We start from the raw sequence: 12,988 nt of genomic DNA, 5'->3' as shown, positions 1-12,988 counted from the left end.
ACTAAGCTTCGCTAACATTGGCACTTTTAAACGTAGCCATTTCGTTTAAAAAGTTTACACTCGATTGGATAATAGGAAAGGCAACAGCACAACCTGTTCCTTCACCTAAGCGTAAACCTAAGTTTAAAAGAGGTTCAGCGTTTAAGAATTCTAACATTTTTTGATGTCCCTGTTCTCCTGAATTATGACAGAAAATACAATAATCTAAAATATCAGATTCCATAGCATGAGCTGCCAACAGGGCAGCAGTAACAATAAAACCATCAATAAGCAAGGTCATTTTTAAAGAAGCAGCTTGTAACATAGCTCCACACATCATTACAATTTCAAACCCACCAAAAGCAGTCAATGCTTCCATAGGTGTTGAAATAGCTTCAATATGTAAGTTGTATACTTCACGTAATGTGTCAATTTTTGTTTGTAGCCCTTTATCATCTACCCCAGTTCCTCTACCTACACAGTTTTCAATAGGTGTATTGGTAAAATAACTCATCAACAAAGCCGCAGATGACGTATTGCTAATACCCATTTCACCAAAACCAATAACATTACAACCTTCACTATACACCTTTCTTACCAATTGTCTTCCTTTTTCTAAAGCTTCTTGGCATTGTTCTGAAGTCATAGCTTTGGTAATACTATAATCTTGTGTTCCTTTCGCTATTTTAGTATTGGTAAGTTGTGGATGTGCTTCAAAATCAGCATTCACACCAGCATCTACAATATTTAAAAGAATGTTATTTTGTTTACAAAATACATTAATAGCAGCACCTCCTTGCAAAAAGTTAAACACCATTTGTTGCGTAACTTCTTGTGGGTACGGACTCACTTTTCCTGAGGTAGCAATTCCATGATCTCCTGCAAAAACCATAATAGTAGGTTTTGATAACACAGGGGTAGTGGTATTTTGAATTAATCCCACTTGCATGGCGATTTTTTCTAAATTACCTAAAGCACCAATAGGCTTGGTCTTGAAGTTAATTTCTTCTTGAAGTTCGCTCTGTAAATCTTTTGATAGAGGAGTTATTGTTGTTGTCATGTTTTATTTTAAAGTTAAAGGAAGTCCAGATACCATAAAAATGGCTTTATCAGCTAGTTTAGCTATATGTTGGTTAGTCCAGCCTTGTAGTTGTGTGAATTTTCTACCAGATTCGGAATTGGCATGTAATCCCATACCAATTTCATTAGAAATGATGATAATATTGGCGTCTATTTCAACCAATTTATTGATTTCTTCTTTGGCAATTTCTAATGCTTTTTCAATATCATATTTTGTGTCTACAAAGAAGTTCGTTAACCATAGTGTAACACAATCAACAACGACAGTTTGTTTTTCAGAAATCACTTTACTCAACCATTTTTCCTCTTCAACAGTGGTCCAGCGTTCATCTCTATCAGAAATATGTCTGTCAACTCGTTGCTTGAAATCTTCATCCCAAATACGAGAAGTGGCTAGGTAAATAGGGGTGTCAGATAAAGATTCGGCTAGCTTTTGAGCATAGCTACTTTTACCTGAGCGTTCACCTCCTGAGATATAATATATCATGAAATAGCATTTTATGTTGACACAAAGATTGGAAAGATTTTTAATAAAAAACAAATTAAAATAGAGAACTGTTTATTTTTGCTGAACTAAAACCACGAATTATGACAGTATCTTCTTTTATGCCAGCAGTAACTCAGATGATTTATGACATGGGCTTACAGAACTATTTAAACGGAATTACTTTTGAGTGTCCAGAAGTAGCTTTAAAAGAAAAAGAAGTAGCTGTTCGATATAAGTTAGAAGGAAAAGTGTTAACGAGTAAAGAAATAACGGCTATTTTTTCTAAAACCAAGGCAGAAGGGAAGACCTTGTATTATGTTGATGAACCTGTTTTAGAAAGTATAGCTCCAGATATTGTTTTTACACAAGATGTATGTGATGTTTGCCAGATAGATACAGAATCTGTGGCAAAATCAGCTTACAAACTACCAAAGGTTCCTGAATTAATTTCTATTACTCCGAACTCTTTAGAAGATGTTTTTGATAATGCGTTAACCATTGCAAAAGCTATGAAGCAGGAAGAAGTAGGAAAGGCATATGTGAGTGGATTGAAAAAGCGTATTTATGATATTGTAGATGTGCAACGTGAACATAGAATACAATCGAAAAGTGTGATGTTGTTAGAGTGGATTGATCCGTTGTTTAATTGCGGACACTGGATTCCACATCAAATAGGGTATGCAGGCGGAATCGATTTATTATCACATCCATCAGGAGATAGCATTGTAATTTCTTGGGATAAAATCGTAAAATACAATCCAGAGGTATTGATTATTGCCCCTTGCGGATACGGAATTGAGAGAACACTTGAAGATATGAAGTTTTTAGAAGAAAGAGAAGAATGGACGTCTTTAAGAGCGGTAAAAAACAAACAAGTGTACATTGCCGATTTTGCCATGTTTACACAATCTTCTGCTGGTACTTTAGTAGAAGGAGTTGAATGTTTAGCAAAAATGATTCATCCAACGTATTATACACTTCCAGAAAACTTACAAACAAAATTCGCAAATTATCATGATTTGATGGTTGCTAATTTATAAGAATACTATACATTTGCCGTGATTTTTGGTTTTTCTTTAATCATCGATTAAAGAGAATTAAAAGGGAATTCGGTGCAAAACCGAAGCTGTTCCCGCAACTGTAAGCTACTAAGCTTGTAACAATCACTTAAACCACTGTTTTTTAATGGGAAGGTATGTTACAAGACGCAAGCCAGGAGACCTGCCAAGATTCAACATGTAATTCGAACTTTCGGGATAAAAGTTTGGGTGTGGTTTTTCTACGCTTATATTTTTCCTGATTTTAAACTTTAATGATTAAGTAGTAATGAAAAAAAAAGTACTTTACTTAAGTGTTTTAACATCATTTTTTGCGTTTAATATCAATGCGCAAGAACAAGACAAAACAATACAACTAGATGAAGTTGTAATTTCAGATTCTAAATTCAAATTAAAAAAAGAAAATTCTGGAAAAGTTATTCATAAAATAACAGCAGAAACTATTGAAAGAAATAGTGGTAAAAACGTTGTTGATTTAATCAATAGTATTTCAGGAATTGAAATAAACGGAAACACAAGTTCTCCAGGGCAAACTTTAGGAGTTTTTGTTAGAGGAGGAAGCACTAAAGAAGTAGTCGTTTTAATTGATGGAATTCAAGTATCTAATCCATCAAGTAGTTCAGGAAGTTTTGATTTAAGATTGTTAGATTTAAACGATGTTGAATCTATAGAGGTTATTAAAGGAGCTGCAAGTACTTTATATGGAACAGGAGCAGCAACAGCTGTAATAAACATTAAGTTAAAAGAAGCAAAATCAAATAAAACAAATGTAGCATTATCGTTGTTTGGAGGAACGAATAATGACCAAAACACTAAGAGTGGTACAAGCATTCAAAGTTCAGCAAATGTTAATGGGAAAATCAATGATTTCAACTATTTAGTAAGCTTTTCTTCTTTAGATACAAAAGGAACATCTGCAGCAAGAGCAGAAGGTGGAGAGACTTTCAAAGCAGATCCTTTTCAACGTATTTCTACAAATGTGAAGTTAGGTTACAAGTTTAATGACAAATTTTCTATCAATACTCTAGGAAGTTATAGTGAATTTACGAATAGTTATGATGGAGGCTCTTTCGCAGATGCTGATAACGTTTCATTAGACAAAAGTTATAGAGTAAGTTTATCTCCTAAATATGAATACGGAAATGGAAGTGTACAAATAAACATGGCCTATAGTAAGTATGATTCAGATAGAGTTAATACTCAATATCCAGGAATAAGCAAAGGTGAAAACTATATAGCTGATGCGTTTTTAAAGCATGAATTTGATAAAATATACTTTTTAGCTGGGGTTAACTTTCAACATAATACAATTGAAACGTATTCAATTCCTTATGGACAAACTGAGTTAACGAAGACAGAGTATTCAGAGGAACCAACAACAAAATTAATAGATCCATACGTGAACGCTGTTTATGTATCAGATTTTGGATTGAACGTAAATGCAGGAGTTAGATTGAATAACCATAATAAATATGGTAACCATTTTGTATATAACGTGAATCCATCTTATAGAATAAAACAAGAAAATGGATATGTTAAGTTCTTAGCATCGTACAGTACAGCTTTTATAGCTCCTTCTGTTCAAGATTTATATGCTTCTTGGGGGAATATTGATTTAGAACCACAAGAGAGTGTAACTTATGAAGGAGGAGTAGAGTATAAGCTAAACTCATTAGTACTTAATGCTGTTTATTTTAATAGAGATATAGAAAATATAATTGCATACAATTCTACAACTTATACAATGGATAATATTGGTGATGCTGTTGTAAATGGGGTTGAGTTTAATGTAAATTATAAATTATTAGAAAGTTTAGGTTTGAATACTAATTATACCTACACAAATAATGAAGAAACAGCAATTAGAATTCCAAAGCATAAAATTAACGCAGGAGTAAATTATGAAATCAAAGCTACTAACTTGTCGTTAAATTACCAATATGTTAGTGATAGAGATGATACAGACTTTAGAGGGTTCCCTTATGAGAATGTTTCATTAGAGTCATATTCGTTGTTGGATTTTTCAGCTAATCATAAGTTAAACGATAATGTAAAGTTATTTTTAGGAGTAACTAACATTTTAAATGAAGATTATCAAGAAACTTTAGGATATACAACCCTAGGAAGAAATTATAAGTTAGGAGTTCGTTTATCCTTTTAATTTATAGGTAGTCCCCCAATAAATAGGGAAATATTGCTATGAATAAGCTCACCAATTTGGTGAGCTTATTTTTTATAAAAACTTTTCTTGTATTTCTTTAGAAGCAATCATACAAGCATCTTTTTTACCAAACCATTTGTAACGATTTTTAGCAATGTAATCGTATACAATATTTCTGAGACTCTCTGGAAAGACCCAAAAAACTTGCGTTAATTTCCATATTCCTCCAAAATCATTCATAATTTTTAACGCAGCCGTAGATTTAATATCATAAGCAACATTTGGTTCATATAAAATAATAGAATCAACCTTGGAAGTATCTACCCCTAAATACTGTGTAATTTCTTTCCCTATATTAGATTGAAGAGAAGTAAATACAAACTGATTTTTAACGTCATACTTTATAACTTTTAGAACACTATCGTTGCAAAAATTACAGACACCATCAAATAAAATCACTTTTTTATCACTAGGTAAATTGTTCATATTTAATTTTTTGTAAAAAATTAAGTGCTAACTTGTAACATAAATCAAAATTAAGCGTCTTGTAAGAAAGTAAATAATGATTTAACAATAATTTATCAGTAGATTAGAAAAATCAGCATTTATTTTTATTTAAAAATTAACTAAACTATGATTCGAATAGAAAATCTTCACAAATCTTACCCTATAGGAAAAGATTCACTTCATGTTTTAAAAGGGCTAGATTTACATATAAAAGAAGGCGAATTTGTATCTATTATGGGATCTTCAGGATCAGGAAAGTCTACCTTATTAAATATTGTAGGTTTGTTAGATACACACGATGAAGGAAAATATTACTTAAACGGACAGTTAATAGAAAACTTAAATGAAAAGAAAGCTGCGGTATTGCGTAACAAGTTTTTAGGGTTCGTTTTTCAGTCATTTAACTTAATTTCTTACAAAACAGCCTTAGAAAATGTAGCATTACCACTATACTATAAAGGAATTTCTAGAAAAGAACGATTAGAAATAGCTTTAGAGTACCTTGAAAAAGTGGGACTAAAAGAATGGGCAAACCATTTACCAAATGAGCTTTCTGGAGGTCAAAAGCAACGTGTGGCAATAGCAAGAGCCTTAGCAACAAAACCTAAAGTGGTGTTAGCAGATGAGCCAACAGGAGCATTAGATTCAACTACAACCGATTCGGTAATGGATTTACTAAAAGAAATTAACGATGAAGGAATGACTGTTTTTGTAATTACACACGAAGAAGAAGTAGCTGCTCAAACCAATAGAGTTGTTCGTTTAAAAGATGGAGTTATCATTAGTGATGAGTTAACAGAAGTAGCAACAAACAAAGCAAAAGCAATTTAATTATGTTTGATTTAGATCGCTGGAGAGAAATATTTCAAAGTATTGGTAAAAATAAGTTGCGTTCGGTTTTATCAGGATTCACAGTAGCCTTTGCTATTTTACTATTTACGTTATTATTCGGAATTGTATCAGGATTACAAAATCAGTTTAAATCAGCTTTTGTAGACGATGCAACCAATGCTATGTTTGTGAGAGTATGGAAAACATCTAAACCTTATAAAGGATTACAAACAGGAAGAAGAATTCAGTTAAAAAATAAAGATTTTGATTACGTTAAAGATGAATATGAAAACAAAATTCAACATTTAACGGCAAGAATATACAAGAACGTTAATATTACTTATAAGAAGAATCAAAATAACTATCAATTAAGAGCAGTTCATCCAGATCATCAGTTTTTAGAAAAGACAATTATTGATGAAGGAAGATATATTAATGATTTAGACTTAAAAAATAAATCTAAAGTAATTGTAATTGGTAGACTTGTAAAGCAAGATTTATTTGGAGAAAAGCCAGCTTTAGGAAAAAGAGTAAACGTTGATGGAATTTCGTATAAAGTAGTTGGGATATTTTCTGATAAAGGAGGAGATAATGAGGAACGATTGACCTACATGCCTGTAACAACAGCACAGAAATTATATGGAAACAACGATTATATAAGCCAAATTAATATAGGTTATGACCCAAAATTAAATCTTGATCAAGCCATTACATTTGGTAATCGACTAGAAAGAGATTTACGTAAGAAGCTAGACATTCATCCTGATGACCAAAGTGCTTTATCAGTAAGAAATATGGCAGAAGCAAATAAAGGGATTAACCAATTTATGTTTGCACTATATTTCATTGTCATATTTGTAGGTTCAGGAACTTTAATTGCAGGAATTATTGGTATTAGTAACATTATGATTTTTGTTATTAAAGAACGTACTAAAGAGTTCGGAATCCGTAAAGCGCTAGGAGCAAAGCCATCTTCAATTATTGGTATGGTTATCCAAGAATCTATTTTAATTACAACCATAGCAGGTTATTTAGGGTTGAGTTTAGGAACCTATATTTTAAGTGCTATTGGAGGTAGTTTAGAAAAATACTTTATAAAAGATCCAAGTGTAAGTCCAGGAATTGTAATAGGAGCTACCATTATTTTAATCTTATCAGGATTAATTGCAGGGTATTTACCAGCAAAAAAGGCAGCACAAATTAAACCGATTGTAGCACTAAGAGCAGACTAATTATGAAGTTTTTATTTGATTCAGACACTTGGCAAGAAATTTACGGAAGTATTCGTAAAAATAAATTAAGAACAGGTATCACCATTGTAGGTGTACTATGGGGAATTTTCATATTAGTAGTTTTATTAGGAGCTGCTCGTGGTATGGAAAATAACTTTAAAAGAATTTTTGGAGACTTCGCTACCAATAGTGTTTTTTTATGGACACAGAGAACGGACATGCCTTTTAAAGGATTTCAAAAGGGAAGAAGGTTTGACTTAACGTTTAAAGACATTGAAGTTCTTCAAAAAGAATATAATAAAGAAATAAAGCTATTAGCACCTAGAAACCAAACCAATGGTAGTGTTGTTAAGGATTTTAAATCAGGTGATTTTCAAGTAAGTGGAGATTATCCAGTTTTAGATCGTGTACAAAAGAAAGATTTAATCTACGGAAGATTTCTCAATCAAAATGACATAAAGAACAACTCAAAAGTTTGTGTTATTTCTGAAGATATGTACAAACAACTGTTTGATAAAAAAGAAATGCCTATTGGACAGTATGTGAAGATTAGCAACGTAAACTACAAGGTCGTAGGAGTTTATAAACCATCAAATACTATAGATATTGACGGAGATACAGCCTATATTCCATTTACTACCTTTCAAAAAGTATATAACACTTCAAATAAGGTAGACTGGATGATGATTACAGCTAATGAAGGAGTAGATATCAAGCAGATGGAAAAAGACATCCTATTAACCTTAAAAAACTTACATAAAGTACATCCGGAGGATAAAAGAGCTTTTGGTAGTGTAAATTTAGGAGACCAAATAGATAAGTTAATGGGCTTTTTAACAGGAATGCAGTTTTTAACATGGTTTGTAGGAATTGCAACCTTAATAGCAGGAGTTTTTGCTATTGGTAACATCTTATTGATTACCGTAAAAGAGCGTACTAAAGAAATTGGAATTAGAAGGGCTTTAGGAGCAACACCAAGAAGTATAAGAAGACAAATAGTATTAGAATCTGTTTTCTTAACCACAGTAGCAGGAATGTTAGGAATTATTTTTGGAGGATTTGTTTTATTTCTACTAGACCGTTTAGTAGGTAGTGGAGACGATCCAACATTAGTAAATCCAACCGTAAATATACCCATAGTAATGCTGGCCTTTTCAATCCTAGTAATTCTAGGAACCTTAATAGGGTTAATACCAGCATATATGGCAACAGTAGTAAAACCAATCGAAGCATTAAGAGAAGAATAAAAAAAGAAATAATCAATTAATCATGAGCAAAAGAGCAAAAATTATCTTAGGAATAGTAGCACTATTATTTGTAGTCATCCTAATTTGGTTAGGGAAGAAAAATCAAAAAAGTGTGGTAACCTATGAAACAGAAAAACCATTTAGAACAACAATCGTAAAAAAAGCAGTAGCTACAGGGAAAGTTGTTCCCTTAGAAGAAGTTGAAATAAAACCTCAAATTGCAGGAATTATAGACAGAATTGTTGTAGAAGAGGGAGCAATTGTAAAGGCAGGAGACTTATTAGCTACAGTAAGAGTTGTACCAAACGAACAATCATTACAAAGTGCTAGAGGAAGAATAAATTCAGTACAAATTCAATTAAACAATGCAAAAACTCAATACGACAGAAATAAAAGTTTATTTGATAAAGGAGTAATTTCTAGTCAAGAGTTTGAAGCCTCTCAATTATCATACAATCAAGCAAAAAATGATTTGACAAATGCTCAAAATGATTATCAAATCATTAAAAAAGGATCTGTAGGTTCTGCTGGAGCTAATACAAATATTAGAGCAACAACATCGGGTATGGTTGTAGAAATTCCTGTAAAAAAAGGATACCAAGTTATTCAATCAAACAACTTTAATGAAGGAACAACCATTGCAACGATTGCCGATATGGAAAAAATGATTTTTGAAGGACAAGTTGATGAATCAGAAGTAGGTAAGTTAGTAAAAGGTTCAAGTATAGAAGTTTCATTAGGAGCCATTGAAAACAAAAAATTCCCAGCAATATTAAATTTTATAGCACCAAAAGGAACAGAAGAAAATGGAGCTGTACAATTTAAAATTAAGGCAGATGTAAAACTTGACGATAACTATTTTGTAAGAGCTGGTTATAGTGCCAATGCAGACATAGTTTTAGAAAAGAAAGACAGTGTTTTATCTATTAAAGAATCGTTATTACGTTTTGACAAGAAAACAGAAGAACCATATGTAGAGGTTAAAAAAGGTGAAGATGAGTTTGAAAAGCGTGAGTTAAAACTAGGAGTTTCTGACGGAGTAAATATTGAAGTATTAGAAGGTGTAACTATAAATGATGAAATTAAAATCTGGAACAAAGCATCAAAAGATGACGAAAAGAAAGATTAAAAACATCTAAATAGTTGATTAATAGTTGTAAAGCAGTTCTTTTAGGAGCTGCTTTTTACTTTTAAGGTATAATATAACACACTTATATCCAAAAAGGTATCATTCGAGGAAGTAAAGGTGGAAAAAGCTTTTTTGTTGTAGATATTTGGAGTGCTCAAACAAACGAGTACTTAATTTAATTTATTGGGGAAAATTAAATTATTTAAATAAGGGGTAAAAAGCAGCTTTTAAAAAAGCTGCTTTTTTTAGATATATTATTAACCTTTATAAAAAGGTAACTTTACTACTTTAGCAGGAATTTGTTTCTTACGAACTTGGATAAAAATATCACTATCAACTTTAGAGTTTTCTTTTGTAACATACCCTAATCCAATTCCTTTTCCTAATGATGGGCTCATCGTACCTGAAGTAACACGACCAATGTTGTTTCCGTCAGCATCAACAATTTCGTAATCATGACGAGGAACACCACGCTCTGTTAATTCAAAAGCAACTAATTTACGAGTAACACCAGCTTCTTTTTGAGCTTTTAAAGCTTCAGCATTTACAAAGTCTTTCGTAAACTTAGTAATCCAACCTAAGCCAGCTTCTAAAGGAGAAGTAGTATCGTCAATATCGTTACCATATAAACAATATCCCATTTCTAAACGTAAGGTGTCACGAGCAGCTAATCCGATAGGTTTAATTCCCCAGTCTTTACCAGCTTCAAAAACGTTGTTCCAAAGTTGTTCAACATCTTCATTTTTTACATATACCTCAAATCCACCAGAACCAGTATATCCAGTAGCAGAAACTACAACGTTAGGTATTCCTGCGAAATCAGTAATTTCAAACGTATAGAATTTAATATTTGATAAATCAACAGAAGTTAACGATTGCATTGCTTCCGCAGCTTTTGGCCCTTGAATAGCTAATAAAGACCAATCTTCAGAACGGTTTTCCATCTCAACGTTTAAATCGTTGTGTTGAGAAATCCAGTTCCAATCTTTTTCAATATTAGAAGCATTTACTACTAACATATACTCATTTTCAGCAATCATGTAAATAATTAAATCATCTACAATTCCTCCATCAGCATTAGGCATACAGCTATATTGTGCTTTACCAGGAACTAATTTAGAAGCGTCGTTAGAAGATATTTTTTGAATTAAAGCCAATGCATTTTCTCCTTTTAAAAAGAACTCTCCCATATGACTTACATCAAAAACACCAACTCCTTTTCTAACAGTTTCGTGTTCAGCAGTTACTCCTTCGTATTGTACAGGCATATTATAACCTGCAAAAGGAACCATTTTTGCTCCTAAAGCTTCATGTACATGTGATAAAGCTGTATTTTTCATGTGTTTGTTTTTTATTGTTTTTATTAACGCATGTAACCTTTGATGAATAAAACAATCATTAGTTTGATATGTTTTATTTATGTAGGTTTCATTATTGTGTATTGTTTGTTTTAAAAAAGTGATGCTAAAGTATTGAAAAATTAGCAAACAAAACAGGCGAATCTGTGTAATATTATAAGAGTATATTACCTAAATGTTTGTTAATATTTTCCTTTTTCTACAATAGAATGCTAAATTTGAGAGTAACAAATTTTATTACTATGTTAAAAAGACTACTACTTGCTTGTTTCTTACTAAATATCTGTGTTGTTGTATCAGCACAAACCCCTACAGATTATTTATCAGCCGATTTTCATAAAGAACGAAGAGCAATTTTACGATCAAAAATGTCTAAAAATGCCGTAGCAGTTGTTTTTGCGAATCCAACCCGAAACAGAGCGAATGATGTAGATTATGTATTTCATCAAGATCCTAATTTTTACTATTTAACTGGGTTTAGAGAACCCAATGCGGTTTTGGTACTATTTTTTGAAAATCAAAAAGACGCTGAAGGGAATAGTTATAATGAAATATTATATGTGCCTAAAAAAGATCCTCGATTTGAAATGTGGAATGGAAAACGTTTAGGAGTAGAAGGAGTAAAAAAAGAATTAGGATTTAAGATGGCAAAAACATCAGAAGAATTTGTTACAGATCCTATTAATTTTAAAAGTTTCAATAAAGTAAACATATTAAAGTTTAATGATGATTATAGAAACTCAGAAAGGGATAAAGGAGAAATTTACGATTTAGTAAAAGTGTTTAAAAAGCAATCTGGATATAATGATAGTGTGTTAAAAGACCCGAATATAGCGTATATTCATAAGGCTATAGCAAATGTACCTGATGCGAAATTAGAAGAGGTGGCTAAAGAGCTATCTAAAAGCTTAGAGAGTTATCCAGAGTATAAAAAAGACCCGATAATAAAAGAGTATATAAGTGCTACAGATGATGGATTAAGAAGAGAACTCAAACAAAAAATAAAAATAAAACTTCAAAAAAATAGTGAATCTAATATAGATGTTAAATTTTTATCTACTGCACTTGCTGAAATGCGTGAAGTGAAAACACCAGAAGAATTAAAACTGTTAACTAAGGCGATACGAATTTCAGCAATAGGACAAGTAGAAGTGATGAAAGCTATGAAACCACATATGTCTGAAACAGAGATTCAAGGAGTTCATGAGTTTGTGTATAAAAAATACGGAGCAGAGTATGAAGGCTATCCATCTATAGTGGGGGCGGGTAACAATGGTTGTGTTTTACATTACATAGAGAATAACAAAACCAAACTAGGAAATGAGCTAGTTTTAATGGATTTGGGAGCGGAGTATAGAGGGTATACAGCAGATGTTACTAGAACCATACCAGCAAATGGGAAGTTTTCTCCAGAACAAAAAGCTATTTACGAATTGGTTTTAAAAGCACAAGACGCAGGAATCAAGGTATGTAAACCTGGAAATAAATTTTGGAAGCCAGGAGAAGCTACAAAACAGATTATTAATGAAGGATTAGCAGCTTTGGGTATTATTAGCACTCCTTCAGCAAAACATACTTATTTTCCACATGGTACTTCTCATCACATTGGATTAGATGTTCATGATCCGGGAACTTATAGAGAGTTTAAAGAGAATATGGTTATTACAGTTGAACCTGGTATTTATATTCCAGAAGGAAGCCCTTGTGATAAGAAATGGTGGGGAATTGCAGTTAGAATTGAAGATGATATTTTAATCACAAAAAACGGACCTGTAAACCTATCAGCAGAAGCTCCAAGAACCGTTGAAAATATTGAGAAAATGATGGCAAAAAAAAGCGTTTTAAACGATTTTTTACTGCCTGAATTAGATTGATAAAGAACACACACATTTTGTAATACAATAAAATTCATAACGACA

The 12,988-nt window shown here is 32.0% G+C and carries 11 protein-coding genes and 1 riboswitch; of the genes, 7 read left to right on the top strand and 4 right to left on the bottom strand.

What is annotated here, in order from left to right; all coding sequences use genetic code 11:
- Position 1 precedes the first annotated feature (1 nt).
- Together cobT and ACKTTR_RS08600 are read right to left on the bottom strand one after the other, a co-directional pair.
- On the bottom strand, positions 2-1,039 hold the full coding sequence (gene cobT, locus ACKTTR_RS08605; protein WP_408027453.1) for a nicotinate-nucleotide--dimethylbenzimidazole phosphoribosyltransferase: 1,038 nt from the start codon (positions 1,037-1,039) through the stop codon (positions 2-4).
- Between the two features lie 3 nt (positions 1,040-1,042).
- Positions 1,043-1,546, bottom strand: a complete 504-nt coding sequence (locus ACKTTR_RS08600) for a bifunctional adenosylcobinamide kinase/adenosylcobinamide-phosphate guanylyltransferase (protein WP_408027452.1) — start codon at positions 1,544-1,546, stop codon at positions 1,043-1,045.
- A gap of 101 nt (positions 1,547-1,647) precedes the next feature.
- On the opposite strand from ACKTTR_RS08600, the gene ACKTTR_RS08595 reads away from it, so the two are divergent.
- A complete protein-coding gene (locus ACKTTR_RS08595) occupies positions 1,648-2,586 on the top strand; it encodes an ABC transporter substrate-binding protein (RefSeq protein ID WP_408027451.1) in 939 nt (312 codons plus the stop codon).
- Between the two features lie 9 nt (positions 2,587-2,595).
- Positions 2,596-2,789: riboswitch (cobalamin riboswitch) on the top strand.
- 83 nt (positions 2,790-2,872) lie between these two features.
- On the top strand, positions 2,873-4,765 hold the full coding sequence (locus ACKTTR_RS08590) for a TonB-dependent receptor plug domain-containing protein (protein WP_408027450.1): 1,893 nt from the start codon (positions 2,873-2,875) through the stop codon (positions 4,763-4,765).
- 72 nt (positions 4,766-4,837) lie between these two features.
- On the opposite strand, the gene ACKTTR_RS08585 is transcribed toward ACKTTR_RS08590, so the two are convergent.
- Positions 4,838-5,251: a thiol-disulfide oxidoreductase DCC family protein gene (locus tag ACKTTR_RS08585; protein WP_408027449.1), complete on the bottom strand. Its 414-nt coding sequence runs from the start codon at positions 5,249-5,251 to the stop codon at positions 4,838-4,840.
- A gap of 147 nt (positions 5,252-5,398) precedes the next feature.
- On the opposite strand from ACKTTR_RS08585, the gene ACKTTR_RS08580 reads away from it, so the two are divergent.
- Genes ACKTTR_RS08580 through ACKTTR_RS08565 form a run of 4 tightly spaced genes read left to right on the top strand, consistent with a single transcriptional unit; the run spans position 5,399 to position 9,711 of the window.
- Positions 5,399-6,103, top strand: a complete 705-nt coding sequence (locus tag ACKTTR_RS08580; RefSeq protein ID WP_408027448.1) for an ABC transporter ATP-binding protein — start codon at positions 5,399-5,401, stop codon at positions 6,101-6,103.
- A gap of 2 nt (positions 6,104-6,105) precedes the next feature.
- Entirely contained in the window at positions 6,106-7,335 is a 1,230-nt protein-coding gene (locus ACKTTR_RS08575; RefSeq protein WP_408027447.1) for an ABC transporter permease, read from the top strand.
- 2 nt (positions 7,336-7,337) lie between these two features.
- The gene (locus ACKTTR_RS08570) at positions 7,338-8,582 is read left to right on the top strand and encodes an ABC transporter permease (RefSeq protein WP_408027446.1); all 1,245 of its coding nucleotides are present in this window, start codon (positions 7,338-7,340) and stop codon (positions 8,580-8,582) included.
- Between the two features lie 22 nt (positions 8,583-8,604).
- On the top strand, positions 8,605-9,711 hold the full coding sequence (locus ACKTTR_RS08565) for an efflux RND transporter periplasmic adaptor subunit (protein WP_408027445.1): 1,107 nt from the start codon (positions 8,605-8,607) through the stop codon (positions 9,709-9,711).
- 257 nt (positions 9,712-9,968) lie between these two features.
- Here the strand turns inward: ACKTTR_RS08565 and gcvT are convergent, their stop codons facing one another.
- On the bottom strand, positions 9,969-11,051 hold the full coding sequence (gene gcvT, locus ACKTTR_RS08560; RefSeq protein WP_408027444.1) for a glycine cleavage system aminomethyltransferase GcvT: 1,083 nt from the start codon (positions 11,049-11,051) through the stop codon (positions 9,969-9,971).
- Positions 11,052-11,311: 260 nt separating this feature from the next.
- Between gcvT and ACKTTR_RS08555 the strand changes: the two genes are divergently transcribed.
- Complete coding sequence (locus ACKTTR_RS08555) at positions 11,312-12,943, top strand: aminopeptidase P family protein (RefSeq protein ID WP_408027443.1); 1,632 nt, start codon at positions 11,312-11,314, stop codon at positions 12,941-12,943.
- Positions 12,944-12,988: the final 45 nt, after the last annotated feature.

The organism is Tenacibaculum litoreum (assembly GCF_964513915.1).
Classification (GTDB): domain Bacteria; phylum Bacteroidota; class Bacteroidia; order Flavobacteriales; family Flavobacteriaceae; genus Polaribacter; species Polaribacter litoreum.
This window is presented reverse-complemented; position numbering and strand designations above follow the sequence as displayed.